General features: G+C 68.9%; 14 protein-coding genes. 6 read left to right on the top strand and 8 right to left on the bottom strand.

Annotated elements, in window-relative coordinates; genetic code table 11:
* The first annotated feature begins 3 nt into the window (after positions 1-3).
* Together MARPU_RS04620 and MARPU_RS04615 are read left to right on the top strand one after the other, a co-directional pair.
* Entirely contained in the window at positions 4-375 is a 372-nt protein-coding gene (locus tag MARPU_RS04620; protein WP_025275107.1) for an Mth938-like domain-containing protein, read from the top strand.
* Positions 376-395: 20 nt separating this feature from the next.
* Positions 396-1,094, top strand: coding sequence for a hypothetical protein (locus MARPU_RS04615; protein WP_005220275.1), 699 nt, complete (start codon positions 396-398; stop codon positions 1,092-1,094).
* Here MARPU_RS04615 and MARPU_RS04610 read toward each other — a convergent pair.
* From MARPU_RS04610 to mtnA, 8 genes are all read right to left on the bottom strand, one after another.
* Positions 1,073-1,939, bottom strand: a complete 867-nt coding sequence (locus tag MARPU_RS04610) for a prephenate dehydrogenase (RefSeq protein ID WP_005220274.1) — start codon at positions 1,937-1,939, stop codon at positions 1,073-1,075. The genes MARPU_RS04615 and MARPU_RS04610 overlap by 22 nt on opposite strands.
* Positions 1,936-3,048, bottom strand: coding sequence for a histidinol-phosphate transaminase (gene hisC / locus MARPU_RS04605; RefSeq protein ID WP_005220273.1), 1,113 nt, complete (start codon positions 3,046-3,048; stop codon positions 1,936-1,938). The genes MARPU_RS04610 and hisC overlap by 4 nt, the downstream gene beginning before the upstream one ends.
* 141 nt (positions 3,049-3,189) lie before the next feature.
* Positions 3,190-4,290 carry a prephenate dehydratase gene (gene pheA / locus MARPU_RS04600; RefSeq protein WP_005220272.1) on the bottom strand — a complete coding sequence of 367 codons (1,101 nt, stop codon included), beginning with the start codon at positions 4,288-4,290 and terminating at the stop codon, positions 3,190-3,192.
* 2 nt (positions 4,291-4,292) lie between these two features.
* On the bottom strand, positions 4,293-5,477 hold the full coding sequence (locus MARPU_RS04595; RefSeq protein WP_005220270.1) for a 3-phosphoglycerate dehydrogenase family protein: 1,185 nt from the start codon (positions 5,475-5,477) through the stop codon (positions 4,293-4,295).
* 53 nt (positions 5,478-5,530) lie between these two features.
* Positions 5,531-6,616, bottom strand: a complete 1,086-nt coding sequence (gene serC / locus MARPU_RS04590; protein WP_005220268.1) for a 3-phosphoserine/phosphohydroxythreonine transaminase — start codon at positions 6,614-6,616, stop codon at positions 5,531-5,533.
* Between the two features lie 33 nt (positions 6,617-6,649).
* Entirely contained in the window at positions 6,650-9,253 is a 2,604-nt protein-coding gene (gene gyrA, locus MARPU_RS04585) for a DNA gyrase subunit A (RefSeq protein ID WP_005220266.1), read from the bottom strand.
* Between the two features lie 393 nt (positions 9,254-9,646).
* Positions 9,647-10,696 carry an EAL domain-containing protein gene (locus MARPU_RS04580; protein WP_005220264.1) on the bottom strand — a complete coding sequence of 350 codons (1,050 nt, stop codon included), beginning with the start codon at positions 10,694-10,696 and terminating at the stop codon, positions 9,647-9,649.
* A 110-nt stretch (positions 10,697-10,806) separates the two neighbouring features.
* A complete protein-coding gene (gene mtnA, locus MARPU_RS04575) occupies positions 10,807-11,862 on the bottom strand; it encodes an S-methyl-5-thioribose-1-phosphate isomerase (RefSeq protein WP_005220262.1) in 1,056 nt (351 codons plus the stop codon).
* Between the two features lie 70 nt (positions 11,863-11,932).
* Between mtnA and MARPU_RS04570 the strand changes: the two genes are divergently transcribed.
* From MARPU_RS04570 to MARPU_RS16515, 4 genes are all read left to right on the top strand, one after another.
* Positions 11,933-13,249 (top strand): TRZ/ATZ family hydrolase, encoded by a 1,317-nt coding sequence (locus MARPU_RS04570; RefSeq protein ID WP_005220260.1) that lies wholly within the window; start codon positions 11,933-11,935, stop codon positions 13,247-13,249.
* A 265-nt stretch (positions 13,250-13,514) separates the two neighbouring features.
* Positions 13,515-15,671 carry a tRNA(Met) cytidine acetyltransferase TmcA gene (locus MARPU_RS04565; protein ID WP_005220258.1) on the top strand — a complete coding sequence of 719 codons (2,157 nt, stop codon included), beginning with the start codon at positions 13,515-13,517 and terminating at the stop codon, positions 15,669-15,671.
* 151 nt (positions 15,672-15,822) lie between these two features.
* Positions 15,823-16,482 (top strand): peroxiredoxin, encoded by a 660-nt coding sequence (locus MARPU_RS04560; RefSeq protein ID WP_005220257.1) that lies wholly within the window; start codon positions 15,823-15,825, stop codon positions 16,480-16,482.
* A 175-nt stretch (positions 16,483-16,657) separates the two neighbouring features.
* A complete protein-coding gene (locus tag MARPU_RS16515) occupies positions 16,658-20,323 on the top strand; it encodes an ABC transporter substrate-binding protein (protein ID WP_005220255.1) in 3,666 nt (1,221 codons plus the stop codon).

The following is a 20,323-nucleotide window of genomic DNA, read 5'->3' as shown; positions in this document are numbered from 1 at the left end:
GACATGAAATTCGCCCAGACAGAAGACGCCGACAGCAACCGGGTACAGGGTTACGGTCCCCAGGGGACCCAGATCCGCGACCGGCGCTACACCCATGCCCTGCTGGTCTCGGCCGAACGGCTCGACCCCGACTGGGGACCGGCGCGCGCCGAGGCGCTCACCCCCGAGCACATCGCCGCGCTGCTCGAGGGCGATCCCCAGGTCATCGTCATCGGCACCGGGGCGCGTCAGGTCTTCCCCGACCCCGCGGTCTATCGCGAGGCGATCGCGCGCGGGGTCGGCGTCGAGTTCATGGACACCGGCGCGGCCTGCCGCACCTTCAACATCCTCCTCGCCGAGGACCGGCGAGTGGTGGCCGGGCTGCTGCCCTACTGACCCGCACCGGAGCACACGCCATGGATCGCGCCCTGGTCCCCGGTCTCCTCATCGCCGCCCTGCTCGCCATCCTCGGACTGGCGCTGCTGATGCCCGACCCGCCGGCGCCCGCCGGTGCGCGCCTGCCCTGGCAGGTGAGCCTCAGCGCCGACGGCGCCACCGAGGTCTTCGGTCTGACCCTCAGCACCAGCACCCTGGCCGATGCCCGCACGCTGTTCGGCGAGTCGGGCGAGCTGAACCTGTTTCGCGCAGGCACCGAGCAGGCGCCGCGCCTGAGCGTCGAGGCCTATTTCGCGCGCCTGCACCTGCACCGGCTGCGCGCCGACTTCATCCTCAGTCTGGCGATCCCGCCCGAGCGGTTGACCGCGGCCTATGCCCGCGGGCTGCGCATCAGCCAGCTGCCGAGCGGCGACAAGAAGGTCCGTCTCGCCCCCGAGGACGAGCGCGCATTCGCCGCCGCGCCGATCCGCGCCATCACCTACCTGCCCCAGGCGCGGCTCGACCCGGCGCTGATCGAACGCCGCTTCGGCCAACCGGCGCGGCGGCTCGTCGAGCCCGAGGGCGGCATCGTCCACCACCTCTATCCCGACCGCGGCATCGACATCGCCCTCGCCGCCGACGGCGAGACCGTCATCCAGTACGTCGCCCCGGCGGCCTTCGACACCCTGCTCGCGCCGCTCGAGGCGCGCGCGTTCGATCAGCGCACGCCGTCGATGTAGCGGTCGCGCGCCTCGCGGGCGCGCGCGAACAACGCCAGCAGCTCGTCGCCGTCCTCCTCGCGGATCAACCGCGCGAGATCGGCCAGCTCGACGCTGAAACGCCCGAGCATCGCGCTCAACGCCTCGCGGTTGGCCAGACAGATGTCGCGCCACATCTCCGGGCTGCTCGAGGCGATACGGGTGAAGTCGCGAAAGCCGCCGGCGGCGTAGCGGAAGATCTCGTCGTTCTCGCGCATCCGCGCCAGGGTGTCGACCAGACCGAAGGCGAGCATGTGCGGCAGGTGGCTGGTCGCGGCCAGCACCTCGTCGTGGTGGGAGACGTCCATCCGCGTCACCTCGGCCCCGCAGGCCCGCCACATCGCCTCGACCCGATCGACCGCCTCCGGCGCGGTCTGCTCCACCGGGGTGAGGATCACCCGACGATCGCGATAGAGTTCGGCGAAGGCGGCCTCGACCCCGCTGCGCTCGGTGCCGGCGATCGGGTGTCCCGGCACCAGGAACGGCGGCGGCGCGCCGAACACCGCGCCGGCATCGGCTACCACGCTGCCCTTGACGCTACCGCCATCGGTGACCACCGCCCCCGGCGCGAGCGCCGGGGCGATGGTCTCGAGCACCCCGCGCATCGCCCGCATCGGCACGGCGAGGAAGACCATGTCGGCGCCGACGACGGCCTCGGCCGGATCCTGGCTGAAGCGATCGATCACCCCCAGCTCGCGGGCACGCTCGAGGTTGGGCAGCGAGCGGCCGCAGCCGACCACCTCGCCGACCGCCCCGGCCTCGCGCAGCGCACGCGCCAGCGAGCCGCCGATCAGCCCGACGCCGATGACCGCGAGCCGCGCGATCATCGGTCCAGCACCTGCTCGAGCGCGGCGATGCAGCGGGCGTTCTCCGCCTCCAGCCCGATGCTGACGCGCAGGTGATTGGGCAGCCCGTAGTTGGCCACCGGACGCACGATCACCCCCAGGCGCAGCAGGGCGTCGTTGACCGGCCCGGCTGGACGACCGACGTCGACGGTGATGAAGTTGCCCACCGAGGGGATGAAATCGAGCCCCAGACGCGCGAAGGCCTCGGTGTACTGGCGCATCCCGGCGCGGTTGAGCTCGACCGAAGCGCGCACGTGCTCGCGATCGTCGAGGGCGGCGACCGCTGCGGCCTGAGCCAGGGCGTTGACGTTGAACGGCTGGCGCACCCGGTTGAGCAGGTCGGCGACCTTGGGGTGGCTCAGCCCGTAGCCGACGCGCAGCGCCGCCAGCCCGTGGACCTTGGCGAAGGTGCGGGTGACGATCAGGTTGGGGTGCGCCTCCAGCCACAGGGTGGCGTCGGGGAAGTCGGGCTCGCTGACATAATCGGTATAGGCCTCGTCGATCACCACCAGACAGGTGCGCGGCAGCGCCTCGATGAAGGTCTTGAGCGTGGCGGCGTCGAGCCAGGTACCGCTGGGGTTGTTGGGATTGGCGATCCACACCACCCGGGTACGCTCGTTGACCAGTGCGGCCATCGCCTCGAGGTCGTGACCGTAGTCGCGCGCCGGAGCGATGCGCGCGCGCGCGCCCACCGCCTGGGTCGAGATGGCATAGACGGCGAAGGCGTGCTCGGAGAATACCGACTCGGTGCCGGGCTGGAGGAAGGCACGCGCGATCAGGTCGAGCACGTCGTTGGAGCCATTGCCGAGGGTCACCGCGCTCGGCGAGACGTCGTGGTGGGCGGCGAGCGCCATGCGCAGCGCGAAGCCACCGCCGTCGGGGTAACGACCGAGGTCGCCACAGGCCTCGGCGATCGCCGCGCGCGCCTTGGGCCCGGGACCGAGCGGATTCTCGTTGGAGGCGAGCTTGACCGCGTCGGTGATGCCGAGTTCACGCTCGAGTTCGGCCATCGGCTTGCCGGGGACATAGGGCGAGAGACCGGCGACCCAGGGCGCGGCGATCTCGAGGAAGGGATTGTCTTGATTGGGCATGATGCTGACTCGCGATGTTCTCGTCCTGATCGTCCCGGATGACGGGACGAGGTCCGTGTATTGATGGCCGGAGGCCGGGCGGCGCACGCTCGCCCGGTGCAATCTCGACCGACGCAGGGGCTGCGCCGGGATCGGTCGCGGCTAGAGCACCGCCACCGGATAGGAGCCGAGCACCTTGAACAACTGCGCCTCGCGCTCCAGGTGTTCGAGCGCCGCGGCGACCGGCAGGTCGTCGCGGTGACCGATGATGTCGACGAAGAAGACATAGTCCCAGATACCGCGTCGCGAGGGCCGTGACTCGATCCGGGTCATGCTGATGCCGTGAGCGGCCAGCGGCATCAGCAGCGCATGCAACCCGCCGGCCTTGTTGCGACACGCAAGCAGCAGACTGGTCTTGTCCTCGCCGCTCCGCGGCGCGTCCTGCTTGCCGATGACGAGGAAACGGGTGGTGTTGCCCGGCTCGTCCTCGATGCGCTCGGCGAGCACTTCCAGGTCGTAGATCTCGGCGGCCTGATAGCCGGCCACCGCCGCCGCACCCGGCTCCTTGGCGGCGGTGCGCGCCGCGTCGGCGTTGCTGCCGACGGCCACCCGCTCGGCGTGCGGCAGATAGCGATCGAGCCACTCGCGACACTGGGCGAGCGACTGCTGGTGCGAATAGACGGTGCGGATCGCGCCGAGTTCGGTCTCGGCGCTCATCAGATGATGATGGATGCGCAGCGTGACCTCGCCGGTGATCGCCAGCGGCGAGGCCATGAACAGGTCCAGGGTGTGGCTGACCACGCCCTCGGTGGAGTTCTCCACCGGCACCACGCCGAAGTCGCAGGAGCCGGCCTCGACCTCGCGGAAAATCTCGTCGATGGTGGCCATCGCCCGGGTCACCACCGAGTGCCCGAAGTGCTTGATCGCCGCGGCCTGGGTGAAGGTACCCTCGGGACCGAGGAAGGCGGCCTGCAGCGGGCGCTCGAGCGCCAGACAGGCGGACATGATCTCGCGAAACAGCCGCGCGACTTCTTCGCCGTCGAGCGGGCCGGGGTTGGCCCCCTTGACCCGGCGCAGGATCGAGACCTCGCGCTCGGGGCGATAGAACTGCACCGCGCGACCGTCGACCTCGGTCTTGATCTGGGCGACGCGCTGGGCACAGCGCGCCCGCTCGCTGATCAGATCGAGCAGTTCCTGGTCGATGGCGTCGATCCGTCCACGGACCTGATCGAGCCCGTCCTGCTCATGTGTGTTATTGGCCATGGTCAGCACGCCTCCGGCAGCGGGTCGAGCGCGCGCGCCGAGCACACCCCGTCGATCGCCGCCAGGGCGGCGAGCGTCTCCGGCGGACAACACCGGTCGACGTCGATCAGGGTCACCGCGATGGTCTCGCGCGAGCGGTTGAGCATATCGAGGATATTGAGCCCGGCGGTGCCGAGATGGGTCGAGATCTGACCGACCATGTTGGGCACATTGTTGTTGACGATGGAGATGCGTGCGCCGCCGTTGCGCGGCAGCACGATCTCGGGAAAGTTGACCGAATGGGTCACGTTGCCGTTCTCCAGATAGTCGCGCAGCTGTTCGGCGACCATCACTGCACAGTTGTCCTCCGCCTCCCGGGTCGAGGCACCCAGATGCGGCAGCACCACCACCTGCGGGTGGGCCTTGAGCTGGTTGTTGGGGAAATCGCAGCAATAGCCGTGGAGGCGCCCCTCATCGAGCGCCGCAAGCACCGCCGCGTCGTCGACGATGCCGCGACGCGAGAAGTTCAGCAACAGCGCCCCGTGACGCATGCCGCGGAGACGCGTGGCATCGATCAGGTGACGGGTGTTCTCGGTCAGCGGCACGTGCAGGGTGACGCAATCGGCGCGGGCGAGCACCTCATCGACGCTGTGCGCGGCCTCGACGTCGTGTTCGAGTTGCCAGGCGCGAGCCACGGTGATGGTGGGGTCGTAGCCGATCACCCGCATCCCCAGCGCCCGCGCCGCATTGGCCACCTTGACCCCGATCGCGCCGAGCCCGATCACCCCGAGGGTACGCCCCGGCAGCTCGAAGCCGACGAAGGCACGCTTGCCCTGCTCCACCGCCTGCTCGATGGCGGCATCGTCGCCATCGAGCCCCTCGACGAAGCGCAGCGCCTGGGCGATGTTACGCGAGCCGATCAGCAGCGCCGCGAGCACCAGCTCCTTGACCGCGTTGGCATTGGCCCCCGGGGTGTTGAACACCGCCACCCCGCGCGCGGTCAGTGCCGCCACCGGGATGTTGTTGGTACCCGCCCCGGCGCGCCCGACGGCGCGCACCGAAGACGGCACCGCCGCAGCCTGCAACGGCGCCGAGCGCAGCAGGATGGCATCGGGGTGGACGATCTCCGAGGCCACCTCGTAGTGCTCGCGCGGCAAGCGCTCGAGCCCGGCCACCGCGATCTGATTCAAGGTCTGAATCCTGAACATACCCGCTCGGCCTCCCGCATGGTGACGGACGCGCACCGACGCCCGGACGCGCCTCAGCCGTGACGACGCTCGAACTCGCGCATGAACGCGACCAGCGCCTCGACCCCGGACTCGGGCATGGCGTTATAGATGCTCGCGCGCATCCCGCCAACCAAGCGATGCCCCTTGAGTGCGGTCAGCCCCGCGGCCGCGGCCTCTTCGAGGAAACGTCCGTCAAGCGCCGGATCGGCCAGGGTGAAGGTGACATTCATCCACGAGCGCGACCCCGGGTCCACCGGATTGTGGTAGAAGTCGGACGCGTCGATGGTGCCATAGAGCAGCGCCGCCTTGCGGGCGTTGATCTCGGCCATCGCGCCCAGCCCGCCGTTTTCCCGGAGCCACTGGAACACCAGTCCGGCCAGGTACCAGGCATAGGTCGGCGGGGTGTTGTACATGGAGTCGGCGTCGGCGTGGACCTTGTAGTCGAACATGGTCGGGGTCGCCGCCTGCGGCTGGCCGAGCAGGTCGTCGCGCACGATGACGATGGTCAGCCCCGCCGGGCCGATGTTCTTCTGCGCCCCGGCATAGATCAGCCCGAAGCGCGAGACGTCGATCGGACGCGACAGCAGGGTCGAGGACATGTCGGCGACCAGTGGCACCGCACCGGTCTCGGGAACATAGGGGAACTCCACCCCGGCGATGGTCTCGTTGGGGGTGTAGTGGACATAGGCCGCGCGCTCACCACTGAGCGCCAGCTCGTGCTGCGCCGGCGCCCGTCCGAGCGGCTCGCCGAGGGTGTCGGCGACGACGTTCACCGCGCAGTAACGGCGCGCCTCGGCGATCGCCTTCTTCGACCAGGTGCCGGTATTGACGTAGTCGGCCTCGCCCTTGCCGCGCAGCAGGTTCAGCGGCACCATCGCGAACTGGCTCGAGGCGCCGCCCTGGAGGAACAGCACCCGATAGTTCTCGGGAATGCCCAGCAACGCGCGCAAGTCGGCCTCGGCGCGCTCGGCGATAGAGACGAAGGCCTTGCCGCGGTGGCTCATCTCAGCCACGCAGGTCCCCGTACCCTGCCAGTCGAGCATCTCCTCGCGGGCCTGCTGCAGCACCGCCTCGGGCAGCATCGCTGGCCCGGCGCTGAAATTGTACACTCGAGCCATTCTCACTCTTCCCCTAGCACAGAATCAGGATTGTCAGTCGCGCGGCTCGGCATCCGCGCCCGCCTCGTCGGCAACATCCGAGGCATCGGCCTCGGCCTCCTCCTCATCGAGCGCGACCACGCGCTCGACATAGGCCAGCCGCTCGCCGTCGCCGAGATTGATCAGCTTGACGCCCTGGGCATCGCGTCCGACTACCGGGATCTCGTCGACCGAGGTGCGGATCAGGGTGCCGTGCTCGGTGATCAGCATGATCTCGTCGCCCGGCAGCACCAGCACCGCGCCGACCTGCTCGCCGTTGCGCTCCGAGGTGCGGATGGCGATCACGCCCTGGGTCCCGCGCCCCTTGGTCGGGAATTGGTCGACCGTGGTGCGCTTACCATACCCGTTTTCAGTGACGCTGAGCACGGTACCGGGCTCGGGCACCACCAGCGAGATGACGCGCTGATCGGGCTGCAGCTTGACCCCGCGCACGCCGTGCGCGGTCCGCCCCATCGCCCGCACCTGGTCCTCGGAGAAGCGCACCGCCTTGCCCGCGGAGGTGAACAGCATCAGGTCCTGATCGCCGTCGGTGATCGCCACCCCGACGAGATACTCGTCCTCGTGCAGGTCGATGGCGATGATGCCGCGCGAGAGCGGGCGCGAGAAGTCCCGGAGCGGCGTCTTCTTGACCGTGCCGGCGCTGGTGGCCATGAACACGAAATAGCCGTCCTCGTACTCGCGCACCGGCAGCATCGCGGTAATGCGCTCGCCCTGCTCGAGCGGCAGCAGGTTAACCATCGGTCGACCGCGTGCGCTGCGTCCGCCCTGGGGCAACTCGTAGACCTTGATCCAGTAGACCCGGCCACGGCTGGAGAAGCAGAGCACGGTGTCGTGGGTGTTGGCCACGAACAGCCGATCGATGAAGTCCTCCTCGCGGAAGGAGGTCGCGCTCTTGCCGCGCCCGCCACGGTGCTGGGCCTGGTAGTCGCTGAGCGGCTGGGCCTTGACGTAGCCCTGATGGGAGAGCGTCACCACCAGGTCCTCGGGGGCGATCAGGTCCTCGAGGGTGAGGTCGGTGTGGTCGACCTGGATCTCGGTGCGCCGCGCGCTGCCGAACTGCTCGCGGATCGCCTCCAGCTCCTCGCGGATCACCGCCATCAGTCGATCGGGGTCGCCGAGGATCGCCAGCAGCTCGCCGATACGGGCGAGGATCTCCTCGAACTCCTTGAGGATCTTCTCCTGCTCGAGCCCGGTGAGCCGATGCAGCTGCAGCTCGAGGATCGCCTTGGCCTGGCGCTCGCTCAGTCGGTAGCCTTCATCGGTCATGCCGAAGCCGGGATCGAGCGTCTCCGGGCGGGTCTGCTCGGCCCCGGTGCGCGACAGCATGTCGCTGACCGCACCCGGCGCCCAGGCCCGCATCATCAGTCGCTCGCGCGCCTCGGCCGGGCTCGGCGAGGCCTTGATGGTGGCGATCACCTCGTCGATGTTGGCCAGGGCGATGGCGTAGCCCTCGAGCACGTGGGCGCGATCGCGCGCCTTGCGCAGCTCGTAGAGGGTGCGGCGGGTGACCACGTCGCGCCGGTGACGCAGGAAGTATTCGAGGATCTGCTTGAGATTGAGGGTGCGCGGCTGACCGTCGACCAGGGCCACCATGTTGATGCCGAACACCTGCTGCATCTGGGTGTGCTGGTAGAGGTTGTTGAGCAGCACCTCGGGGTGGGTGTCGCGCTTGAGTTCGATGACGATGCGCATGCCGTCCTTGTCGGACTCGTCGCGCAGCCCGTCCTGGGCGATGCCCTCGATCTTCTTCTCCTTGACCAGCTCGGCGATGCGTTCGAGCAGCCGCGCCTTGTTGACCTGATAGGGCAGTTCGGTGACCACGATCGCCTCGCGACCGCTGCGACTCTGCTCCTCGATGTCGGCGCGCGCGCGCATCACCACCCGGCCCCGCCCGCTGCGATAGGCCTCGCGAATGCCATGCACCCCGTTGATCAGGGCACCGGTGGGGAAGTCCGGGCCGGGCACCAGCTCGATCAGCTGCTCGAGATCGACCATGGGGTCATCGATGATCGCCAAGCAGGCGTCGATCACCTCGTTGAGGTTGTGCGGCGGGATGTTGGTCGCCATGCCCACGGCGATACCCGAGGAGCCGTTGACCAACAGGTTCGGGAAGCGCGCCGGCAACACCGTCGGCTCCTGCTCGGTGTTGTCGTAGTTGGGCGCGAAGTCGACCGTCTCCTTGTCGAGGTCGTCGAGCAGCGCATCGGCGATGCGGGTCATCCGCACCTCGGTGTAACGCATCGCCGCCGGCGGATCACCGTCGACCGAACCGAAATTACCCTGACCGTCGACCAACAGGTTGCGCATCGAAAACGGCTGGGCCATGCGCACCATGGTGTCGTAGATGGCAGAGTCGCCATGGGGGTGGTACTTACCCATGACGTCACCGACCACGCGCGCCGACTTGCGATAGGCGCGATTCCACACGTTGCCCTGCTCGTGCATCGAGAAGAGCACCCGGCGGTGCACGGGCTTGAGACCGTCGCGGACATCCGGCAGCGCGCGCCCCACGATCACGCTCATGGCGTAATCGAGATAGGACTGACGCATCTCGTCCTCGAGATTGATGGGCAGGACTTCTCTGGCGAATTCTGGCATGGGTGTGGTGAACCGGCTGTAAGCGTGCTTGAGGGAACCTCAGAGCGAGGCCCCTGATGCGTGTTCTGAACCTGTCGATTCTACCACGCCGCGCCAAGCCACGCTGGAGACGATCCGCTGGGCGGGGAAGCAGCGACCAGGGAAGATCGAACCGCCGAGAGGATCGAACCGCCAAGGCGCGAAGGGCGCGAAGATGGAGAAAGGCTTCCAGCCGCCAGCTTCCAGTGAAGGGGCTGGGTTGTCTCGTCGCATCGCAGTTGACCGCAAACCGACACTGGAGGCTGCTTGCTGAAGACGGGTCGCTTTCTTCGCGCACTTTGCGGCTTTGCGGTTCAATCTCCTGGCGGCTGGCGGCTGGCGGCTGGCGGCTGGCGGCTGGACGCGACCTTGCGTTCAGCTACCAGCCACCTCGGGACCGGGCCGTCCGAACAGATAGCCCTGAGCCAGGTCGGCGCCATGGCGGCGGACGTAGTCGAGTTCGGCCTCGGTCTCGATGCCCTCGGCGAGGAGTTCGATGCCGAGTTCGGCGGCGATGCCGGCGAGGGCGCGATAGATCGACTGGCGGGCGGGATCGCGGTCGATGTCGCGGATGATCTCCATGTCGATCTTGATGATGTCCGGGCGCAGCTGGGCGAGCAGGTTGAGTGAGGCGTAGCCACTGCCGACATCGTCGAGCGCCACCCGGTAGCCGGCGGCGCGATAGTAATCAAGGATGCGCTTGAGGTGCTCGATGTCGCCGACACGCTCGGTCTCGACGACCTCGAAGACGATCCGAGCGGGATCGATGTCGAGCTTGCGCGCCCAGTTGACGGTGCTGCGCAGACAGTGCACCGGGTCGTAGATGGCCGTCGGCAGGAAGTTGATGAACAGCAACCCGTCGAGTCCTTGGGCGGCGGCGCAGTGCAGCGCCGAGGCACGCGCCTGGCGATCGACCTGGAACAACAGATCGTTGGCCGCGGCGAGCGAGAAGATCTCGCCCGGAAACATCAGCTCGCCGTCCGGCAGCCGCCCGCGCAGCAGCGCCTCGTGCCCGACCACGGCGCCATCGGCGATCGAGACGATCGGTTGGAACCAGCTGACGAAGCGCTGCGCCTCGAGGATCTCGAGCAACGGACGCGCCGCCAGCAGGGCGAACCAGTGCTCCAGCGAGTGGGCACGGGTGAAGGCATTAAAATCCAGATCCTCGCCGGGGGCGAGCAACAGCGCCAGGATGCCCTCGCGCTCAAGGATGTTGAACGGCGCATCGGCACGCAGCCGCTCGAGGAAGCCGAGCAGACTGGTGTCGGGCAGGCGCACCACCATCCCCTCGACCCGATGGACTAGCATCGCCCGTTCGAGATAGTCGAGACACTTGTCGCGCAGCTCGCGCACCGCAAAGGTCAGCAACAGCTCGCCCCGCGCCGAGGCCGTCAGGGGCAGTGTCTGACAACGCGGACAGGCCATGAGGATCTCCATCTGTGAGGACCGCGGATCAAGGACCGGGCCACAATGGGCCCGGCCCCTTGATCTATGGATAACAGGCGCGCGGCCCAAGGTCCAACCCGACGCCCGCCTCAGCCCATCAGCGCACGCATCCGTTCAGGGGTCGGTTCGAGCACCACCCCGCGCTCGGTGACGATGGCATCGACCAGTGCCGCCGGGGTGACGTCGAACACCGGGTTGCGCGCCGCGCAGCCTGCGGGCGCCACCGGGTTGCCGCCGCAGCCGAGCAGCTCGGCCGGATCGCGCTCCTCGATCGGGATCTCGGCACCGGTGGCCAACCCCATGTCGATGGTCGAGGTCGGCGCCGCGACCATGAAGCGGATGCCGTGATGACGCGCCATCACCGCCAGACCGTAGGTGCCGATCTTGTTGGCGACGTCGCCGTTGGCGGTAATGCGATCGGCGCCGACCACCACCCAGCCGACCCGCCCCTGGGCCATCAGGCTGGCGGCCGCGCAGTCGGCCTGGAGGGTGACCGGGATGTCGTCCTGCATCAGCTCCCAGGCGGTCAGCCGCGCGCCCTGCATCCACGGCCGGGTCTCGTCGGCATAGACCCGCTCGACCTTGCCCGCGGCGTGCGCAGCACGCACCACGCCGAGCGCGGTGCCATAGCCCCCGGTGGCCAAGGCGCCGGCGTTGCAATGGGTGATGATCTCGGTCGGCGCGGTGATCAGCGCGGCGCCCAGCTCGCCGATACGACGATTGGACGCGCGGTCCTCCTCGTGCACCGCGCGCGCCTCGGCGAGCAGCGTGGCGAAGGGATCGGCGGCATCCAGGGTGGCGATCAGCGCGCGCATTCGCCGGATCGCCCAGAACAGGTTGACCGCCGTCGGCCGCGACCCGGCGAGCCGCTCCAGATCGGCTTCGATGGCCTGCTTCCAGTCCGCCCCGGCGGCAGCGAAGGCCGTGCGCCCGGCCAGCGCCACGCCATAGGCCGCGGCGACACCGATCGCCGGCGCGCCCCGTACCACCATGTCGCGGATCGCCTCGGCGACGGCGGCGGCATCGTCGTAGGCCAACACCTCGATGCGCGCGGGCAGCACCCGCTGATCGAGCAGATAGAGACGATCGTCCTGCCAGCGCACGGCGTCATCGGGGGTGGGGACGAACGGGGTTGCAGTTTCCATCGAGGGCTCCTTGTGGCATTTTGCGCGCATTGTCCCCGATTTTGCCGCAGTCACCAAAGGACCCCAATCGATGCAAGCCGAACTCCTCATTCATGCTTCCTGGATCCTCCCGGTCGACGCTACCGACAGCCAGCTCGACGACCACGCGATCGCGGTATCCGAGGGACGCATCCAGGCGGTGTTGCCGTCGAGCGAGGCGCGCGCGAGCATCGAGGCGCAGCGGGTGGTCGAACTCCCGGAGCACGTCATCGTCCCCGGCCTGATCAACGCCCACACCCACGCGGCGATGAGTCTGATGCGTGGACTGGCCGACGACCTGCCGCTGATGACCTGGCTGCACGAGCACATCTGGCCGACCGAGCAGCGCTGGGTCGACCCCACCTTCGTCGCCGACGGCACCCGGTTGGCGGTGCTCGAGATGCTGCGCGGCGGGGTGACCTGCTACAACGACATGTACTTCCACCCCGAGGTCAGTGCCCAGGTCACCGCCGAGGCCGGGATGCGCGCGGTCGTCGGCATGCTGGTGATCGACTTCCCCTCCAGTTACGCCGTCGACGCCGACGGCTACATCACCAAGGGGTTGGCGCTACACGAGCAATACCGTGATCACCCATTGATCCGCGTCGCCTTCGCCCCGCACTCGCCCTACACCGTCTCCGACGCCCCGCTAACCCGGGTACGCACCCTTGCCGACCAGCTCGGCATCCCGATCCACATCCACGTCCACGAGACCCGCGACGAGGTGGTGCAATCGTTGCGCGACCACGGTCAGCGTCCGTTCGCGCGGCTCGACGGGCTCGGCTTCCTCGACCCGGCGGTGCTGGCGATACACATGACCCAGCTCGAGGACGACGAGATCGAACGGCTCGCCGCCACCGGCACCCACGTCGTCCACTGCCCCGAGTCCAACCTCAAGCTCGCCAGCGGCTTCTGCCCGGTCGCCAAGCTGCTCGACGCCGGGGTCAACGTCGCCCTCGGCACCGACAGCGCGGCCAGCAACAACGACCTCAACATGCTCGGCGAAATGCGCACCGCCGCGCTGCTCGCCAAAAGCATCTCCGGTTCGGCCGCCGCCGTCCCGGCGAGCGCCGCGCTGCGCATGGCCACCATCAACGGCGCGCGCGCCCTCGGGCTCGATGAGGAGATCGGCTCGCTCGAACCCGGCAAGGCCGCCGACATCGTCGCCCTCGACCTCGGCGATGCCCACACCCAACCGGTCTACCACCCCATCTCGCAGCTGGTCTACGCCGCCAGCAGCAGCCAGGTGCGCCAGGTCTGGATCAACGGCCGCCAGGTGCTGCGCGACGCCACCCCCACTCAGATCGACATCGCCGATACCCTGAGCCGCGCGCGCGACTGGGGCAAGCGCCTGGCCGCAAGCGACTGAGCGCAGGATCGAGCCACCAGTTGACAGCCACCAGCCTCCAGCAGGGGGCAGCGACCAACCGCCACCACCTTCCCCCGCCGGACGCAGGAGGCAGGCAAAGTGGACACAGCGGCGTGCTGCTCACCCTCTCAAGCCGGGGTCAGGATCAACGCGAGGACGCACCGGCATGCACTGCCCACAGCAGATCAATCGATACTGCCAACCCCACCCGACAAGCCGGCGGCTGGCGGCTGGCGGCTGGCGGCTGAAGGCTGAAGGCTGAACCATGCCGACCCCGGACCCGTCACCACAAGCAACGGCCATCACCGCGCTGGCGCGGGCGCTGCGCGCCGAGGCGCTGGGGTGTCGACAACGGCGGGTGTTGCTGATCAGCGGCGAGGTCGGCTGGTGTGAGCGTCAGGCGCTGGCGGTGCTCGTGGCACTGCCGGGGCTGGCGACGACCTGGCTCTCGGCACGCGCGAGCCCACCCCAGTCCGAGCCGCTGAGCGCTGCCCGCAAGCTGCTCGGGGGCGAGCTGGCGCTGCTGGTCTACGACGCCCACGGCGGCTTCGACCCCGATGCCTTCGGCGCCGCCACCGGCGCGCTGGTCGGCGGCGGGCTGTTGCTGCTGCTGACCCCGTCGCCGGCCGACTGGTCGGCCCTGACCGACCCGCAGACGGCACGACTCACCCCCTGGCCCCATCCGCCACAACCGGGCGGGCGCTTCATCGCGCGGCTGGCGCGGGAGCTGGCGAGCGACCCCGCGCTGGTCCACATCGACCAGTCGCAGCCCCCCGCCCACTGGCCGCGGCTCGACACCCCCGCACCGGCCCCGGCCCCGCCACCAGCGCCCGACGCCGAGGGTGCGGCGAGCGCCGATCAGGCGCGGGCGATCGCTGCGGTGCTGCGGGTCGCACGCGGGCGCGCCCATCGCCCGCTGGTGCTCAGCGCCCATCGCGGACGCGGCAAGAGCGCGGCGCTCGGCATCGCCGCGCGGCGGCTGCTCGCCGAGGCCGAGGACTATCGCATCCTCGTCACCGCGCCCAACCGGGGCGCGGCGGCGACCCTGCTCGGACACGCCGGCAGCCACCCGGGGTTCGACTTCGTCGCCCCCGCCGACCTGCTCGACCGCCACCCCGCCGCCGATCTGGTGCTGGTCGACGAGGCCGCGGCGATCCCCGCGCCCCTGCTCGAGAGGCTGCTGCACCGCTACCCGCGACTGGTGTTCGCCGCCACCGTCCACGGCTACGAGGGCACCGGACGGGGCTTCGCGCTGCGCTTTCGCGACGCCCTCGATCGCCTCACGCCGGGGTGGCGGCTCGAACGGCTCGAACAACCGATCCGCTGGGCCGCGCACGACCCGCTCGAGACATTGGGCTTCCGCGCCCTGCTGCTCGATGCGGCCATCCCCGCGATCGACCCGCCGACCAGCGCGACGCTCGCGGACATCACCTGCGAACGTCTCGATCGTGACACCCTGGCCGCAGACGAGACCACGCTGGCGGCGCTGTTCGGACTGCTGGTCCAGGCCCACTACCAGACCCGCCCGGCGGACCTGCGGATGCTACTCGACGGCCCCGGGGTGCGGGTCTATGCCTGTCGACTCGCGGGCCGGGTGGTGGCGACCCTGATCGCCAGCGCCGAGGGCGGCATCGACGACCCGGCACTGCGCGCGGCGATCTTCGAGGGACGCCGTCGCCCGCGCGGCCATCTGCTGCCGCAGACCCTCTCGGCCCATGCCGGGCTGGCCGAGGCCCCGGCGCTGCGCGCGCTGCGGGTGGTGCGCATCGCCACCCACCCGGCGCTGCGACGGCACGGGCTGGGCACGCGACTGCTGACGACCCTGCAAGACGCGGCGCGCGCCGAGGGCCTCGATCTGATCGGCACCAGCTTCGGCGCCACCCCCGAGCTGCTCGCCTTCTGGCGCGGTCAGGGCTGGCGACTGGCGCAGGTCGGCACCAGCCGTAACGCCGCCAGCGGCGAGCACGCGGTGGTGTTGCTGAGCGCCAGCTCCACCGCCGGCGCGCACCTGACCCAGCGTGCCGAACGACGCCTCGGCGAGCGGATCGGGACACTGCTCGCCGGGCCGCTGCGGATGCTCGACCCCGAGGTGGCGGGCGCGCTGCTCGCCGCCCTACCGCCAGCACCCAGCGCCCCCCTGGACGAGGTCGCGGCCGAGCTGCGCGCCTTTGCCACCGCCCACCGCACCCTGGAGTCAAGCCTCGCGCCACTGGCCGGAGCGGTGCGCGCGCGACTCGCCGAGGCGCTGCGCGCGGAGCGGATCGAGCCACGCGAGGCCGCCTTGCTGATCGCCTGTGTATTGCAGATGCGGCCGCCGACACGATTGGCGGCGTATTCCGGGGACGCCGGTCGCGAGGCTCTGCTCACCCGACTCAGAGACATCACGACGCGCCTGCTCGGCGAGCTGATCGATTCACCCTGACGATCAATTGATAAAAATCAATCTTCAAAAACGATCAATTTGATCCATACGAACGATTTCCCCTGAAAACCGAGGGACACTAATCTGGAACCCGTCCCCGGCACCGCCGGCAATCAACGGATCAAACCGCTTTAGTCAGGAGCAACCCGAAATGACCACCGAGAACCAGACCACTCCCGCACCGGCCATGCCCCGTCTCAACGAACCCGCGCCGGCCTTCGATGCCGTCACCACCCACGGCCACCGCACCCTCGAGGACTACCGTGGTCGTTGGTTGGTGCTGTTCTCGCACCCGGCGGACTTCACCCCGGTGTGCACCACCGAATTCATGGCCTTCGCCAAGCGGCAAGCCGACTTCCAGGCGCTCGACTGCGAATTGCTCGGGTTGTCGATCGACAGCCACTTCAGTCACGTCGCCTGGACGCGCAACATCCAGGAGCGCTTCGGCGTCGAGATCGGCTTCCCGATCATCGCCGACCTGTCGATGCGGGTCGCTCACGACTACGGCATGATCCAGCCGGGCGCGAGCGACACCTCGGCGGTGCGCGCGACCTTCGTCATCGATCCTCAGGGGGTATTGCGCGCCATGCTCTACTACCCGATGAGCAACGGCCGCTCGGTCGAGGAGATCCTCCGACTGTTGCGTGCCTTGCAGACCAGCGACGAGCACGGTGTCGCCACCCCGGAGAACTGGCGCCCGGGTGAGGCGGTGATCGTGCCGCCGCCCGCCACCGCCGAGGAGGCTGAGCAACGGGTCAGCGACGGCGACTGTGAGTGCACCGACTGGTACTTCTGCACCAAGCACCTCTGAACCCACCTCGCCCCCGGTGCACATCCGCGCCGGGGGCTCGGCGTCTCGCGGAGTCGGCGAGGAAGACCCTCCTCGCCCCCGTGGCGCCGGACACCGGCACCGCGATACCATCTACACTGCCAGAGAGCACGGGGCCCCTCGGCCACCGTTTCGTTCACGCTCGACCTGGATTCGCATGTCGGACAGTATCGCTACCCCGATCCGAATTGGCCTGATGCCGCCGCTCACCGGCCTGGTCTCGCTCTACGGCCCGGAGATCTCCTGGGCCGGGCGCATCGCCTGTGCCGAGATCAACGCCGCCGGCGGGGTACTCGGTCGCCCGCTCGAACTGGTGATCATCAACGATGGCAGCCAACCCGAGACCGCGGTACCGGCTGCAGCCCGACTGATCGACACCCATCGCTGCGTGGCACTGATCGGCAACCTGCTGTCGAACTCGCGCATCGCCGTGGCCGGGCAGGTCTCGCTGCCACGCCGCGTGCCCTATCTCAACTTCTCCTTCTACGAAGGCAGCATCCACCACCGTTATTTCTTCAATTTCGCCGCCCTGCCCAACCAGCAGATCGGGCACATGATCCCCTACATGACGCGGCAGGCCGGTCCCAAGATGTTCTTCGCCGGCAACAATTACGAGTGGCCACGCGGTTCGATCGACGCGGCCAAGCGCGCCCTCGCCGCCTGCGGCGGTGAGGTGGTGGGAGAGGAATACCTGCCCTTCGGCAGCGCCCGTCTCGGCGCCCTGCTCAGCCGGGTCGCACGTTCCGGCGCCGATGTCTTCGTCCCCTACTTCGCCGGCACCGATCAGATCGAGCTGCTCACCCGCTTCGATCAGCTCGGACTCAAGCCACGCATGGCGGTGGTCATGGGGCACTTCGACGAGGCCATGGCCGCACGCCTCGCCCCCGAGGTCCGCGAAGGCTTCTACTCGAGCAACACCTATTTCATGGGCCTCGACACCCCGGCCAATCAGCGCTATCTGCGCGCGCTCGCCGCCCTCCCCGAGGTCGAGGCGCTGCACCCCGAGGGGCGCGGCGTGCTGACCAACTTCGGCGAGGGGACCTATGTCTGCGTGCACGCCTTCGCCCAGGCGGCTAATTGCGCCGGCTCGGTCGAGACCGAGGCACTGATCGAGGCGCTCGAGCGGGTCGTCATCGAGGCGCCCCAGGGAGAGGTGCGGATGGACCCGACCACCCATCACGCGGCGGTCAACGGCCACCTGGCACGTTGCGACTTCGCCGGGCGCTTCGAGATCATCGAGTCCTTCGGTCGCACCGACCCCGAGATTCCCGAGCGCTACTCCTATCTGCTGCCGCGGCCACAACCCGACAACACCGGTGACAACTCCGATGACCACGAGCGCGAGGCCAGGGCGGTGGTCCCTCAGGTCGCCGTGGTCGGCGTCGACGACCGCGACCGCATCGAATACGTCAACCGCGCCCTGCTCAAACTCTGGGGCATCGCCGAGGAGTCCGAGCTACTCGGCGAGTCGATCACCCGACTCTGGGCCGAGGCCGACGCATCACTGGCCGAGGCGCGCCGCGACCTGGCCGAGCGCGACGAGTGGCACGGCATGCTGCAGGCGCGCCTGAGCGACGGTAGCCTGCGCCAGCTGGCCGTGGCCGCCGAGCCAACGCTGCGCGCCGACGCCCGCGCCGGCTATACCCTGGCCTGCATCGACACCGAGCCGTCATCGCTGAGCCAAGCCTCGCCCTTCGGCCCCGAGCAGATGCTGTCGATGGCCGATGTCGCGGTCCTGGCCATCAGCGCCGAGTCGGTGGTGATCGAGGCCAACCGACGCGCCGCCGAGCTGTTCGGCTACCGGAGCGACGAGATGGTCGGGCTGGCGCTCGAGCAACTCATCCCGCCGCAATACCGTCAGCGTCACGCCCAGCTCATCCAGGAATTTCTTCACGGGGCGGAGTGCGAACGGCGGATGGGCATGCGCGCCGAGATCAGCGGTTACCGCAAGGATGGCTCCCCCTTCCCCGCCGCGGCCTCGATCTCCAAGGTGATGAGCAACGGCGAGTGGGTGCTGGTCGTCACTCTCAGCGACATCACCGAGCGTAAGGTGGCCGAGGAGGAGCTGGAGTGGCGCGCCTCGCATGACACCCTCACCGGACTGCCCAATCGCACGCTGATCCGCGAGCGACTGATCCACGCGCTGACCCGGTCACGCACCCAGGGACATGGGGTGGGCGTGCTGTTCGTCGACCTCGACGGCTTCAAGCTGATCAACGACAGTCACGGTCACGCCACCGGCGATGCCTTGCTCAAGGGCATCGCGCAACGACTGGTGAACCACGTCCGGCCCGGCGATACCGTAGCGCGACTCGGTGGTGACGAGTTCGTGGTGCTCTGCGACCGCGTCGACACCCCGGCAACCCTCAGCGCACTCGCCGAGCGCATCAACGACCTGCTGCGCGAGCCGCTACGGCTCAATCAGCACCAGCTGTTCACCACCGCCAGCATCGGCGTGGCGCTCGGTCACGGCACCACCCACAATGCCGACGATCTGCTGCGCAACGCCGACGCGGCGATGTATTCCGCCAAGGAGCAGGGACGCGACAACGCGCGGCTGTTCAGCGAGGAGATCCACGAGCAGGCGCGACGACGCTTCGACATCAGCAACGGGCTGCGCCAGGCGATCGAGCGCGACGAGCTGGAGGTTCGCTTCCAGCCGATCCTCAGCGTCGACACCCAGCAGATCCGTGGCGCCGAGCTGCTGCTGCGCTGGTTCCCGAGCGCCGGCGAGGTCTCGCCCGCGCACTTCGTGCCGATCGCCGAGATGAACGGCTCGATCGTGCCGATTGGCAAGTGGGTCTTCCGTCAGGCCTGTCTGGCCGAGGCCGAGTGGCGCGCGAGCTTCGGCCAGCGCGCCCCTTACGTCAGCGTCAACGTCTCGGCGCGCCAGCTCAACGACGTCACCCTGGTCGATGACTTCGTCGCCATCCTCGAGGCCACCGGCGCGGATCCCGAGCGCATCCTGCTGGAACTCACCGAGACCTCGCTGATGAGCAACGTCAACTTCAACCTCGGCATGTTGCGCCAGCTCGCCGAGCGCGGGCTGCGGGTGGCCGTCGACGACTTCGGCACCGGGTACTCGTCGCTCGCCCAGTTGCTGCGCCTGCCGGTGAGCAGTCTCAAGATCGATCGCGAGTTCGTCGACGGGCTCGACAAGCGCCACGACAGCCGCGCCATCGTCTCGGCCGTCTGCAGCATGGCGCGCGCCATGGGTCTCGGGGTGATCGCCGAGGGGGTGGAGAATCCCCGCCAGTTCGACTATCTGCGCGACATGGGCTGCGACCACGTTCAGGGCTACCACTTCTATCGCCCGCTGAGCGCGCAGATGATGCGCGAGCTGCTCGGCGCCACGCCGCCCGAGGCCACGGTGCTCGCCGAGCACGATCTCTACGCCTTGCTCTATGTCAGCCAGTCCGCCGAGCCGATGAGTCCACGCGAGCTACAGGAGCTGCTCAAACAATCGCGTGAGGCCAACCGACGCCAGGGGCTCACCGGCTTCCTGCTCTATCTCAACGGCAGCTTCATGCAGCTGCTCGAGGGCAGCCGACCGCGCCTCATGCGGTTGCTCCAGCAGCTGCGCGAGGACCCGCGCCACCATGGCGTGCGGGTGGTCTACGAAGGAGCGCTGAAGCAGCGCATCTTCGCCGACTGGAGCATGGGCTTTCGCGATCTCGAACACCTCGAGGGCGATTACGACTTCGCGCGCTGGCGCGCGCGCACCCTCAACTTCGTCGACATGTCCGAAGACGCACGCGCCTGCTTCAACCTCATCGCCGCCTTCGCCACGTCGGCGCAGGAGCAGTCGCGCCGCGCGCGCTGA

The organism is Marichromatium purpuratum 984, assembly GCF_000224005.2.
Classification (GTDB): Bacteria; Pseudomonadota; Gammaproteobacteria; order Chromatiales; family Chromatiaceae; genus Marichromatium; species Marichromatium purpuratum.
Note: the sequence above shows the minus strand (reverse complement) of the source record. Positions and strands in the feature narration are given on the sequence as shown.

Coding starts and splice junctions, on each gene's coding strand:
- MARPU_RS04620 (WP_025275107.1), top strand. CDS start 4: ATGAAATTCGCCCAGACAGAAGACGCCGACAGCAACCGGGTACAGGGT.
- MARPU_RS04615 (WP_005220275.1), top strand. CDS start 396: ATGGATCGCGCCCTGGTCCCCGGTCTCCTCATCGCCGCCCTGCTCGCC.
- MARPU_RS04610 (WP_005220274.1), bottom strand. CDS start 1,939: ATGATCGCGCGGCTCGCGGTCATCGGCGTCGGGCTGATCGGCGGCTCG.
- hisC (WP_005220273.1), bottom strand. CDS start 3,048: ATGCCCAATCAAGACAATCCCTTCCTCGAGATCGCCGCGCCCTGGGTC.
- pheA (WP_005220272.1), bottom strand. CDS start 4,290: ATGGCCAATAACACACATGAGCAGGACGGGCTCGATCAGGTCCGTGGA.
- MARPU_RS04595 (WP_005220270.1), bottom strand. CDS start 5,477: ATGTTCAGGATTCAGACCTTGAATCAGATCGCGGTGGCCGGGCTCGAG.
- serC (WP_005220268.1), bottom strand. CDS start 6,616: ATGGCTCGAGTGTACAATTTCAGCGCCGGGCCAGCGATGCTGCCCGAG.
- gyrA (WP_005220266.1), bottom strand. CDS start 9,253: ATGCCAGAATTCGCCAGAGAAGTCCTGCCCATCAATCTCGAGGACGAG.
- MARPU_RS04580 (WP_005220264.1), bottom strand. CDS start 10,696: ATGGCCTGTCCGCGTTGTCAGACACTGCCCCTGACGGCCTCGGCGCGG.
- mtnA (WP_005220262.1), bottom strand. CDS start 11,862: ATGGAAACTGCAACCCCGTTCGTCCCCACCCCCGATGACGCCGTGCGC.
- MARPU_RS04570 (WP_005220260.1), top strand. CDS start 11,933: ATGCAAGCCGAACTCCTCATTCATGCTTCCTGGATCCTCCCGGTCGAC.
- MARPU_RS04565 (WP_005220258.1), top strand. CDS start 13,515: ATGCCGACCCCGGACCCGTCACCACAAGCAACGGCCATCACCGCGCTG.
- MARPU_RS04560 (WP_005220257.1), top strand. CDS start 15,823: ATGACCACCGAGAACCAGACCACTCCCGCACCGGCCATGCCCCGTCTC.
- MARPU_RS16515 (WP_005220255.1), top strand. CDS start 16,658: ATGTCGGACAGTATCGCTACCCCGATCCGAATTGGCCTGATGCCGCCG.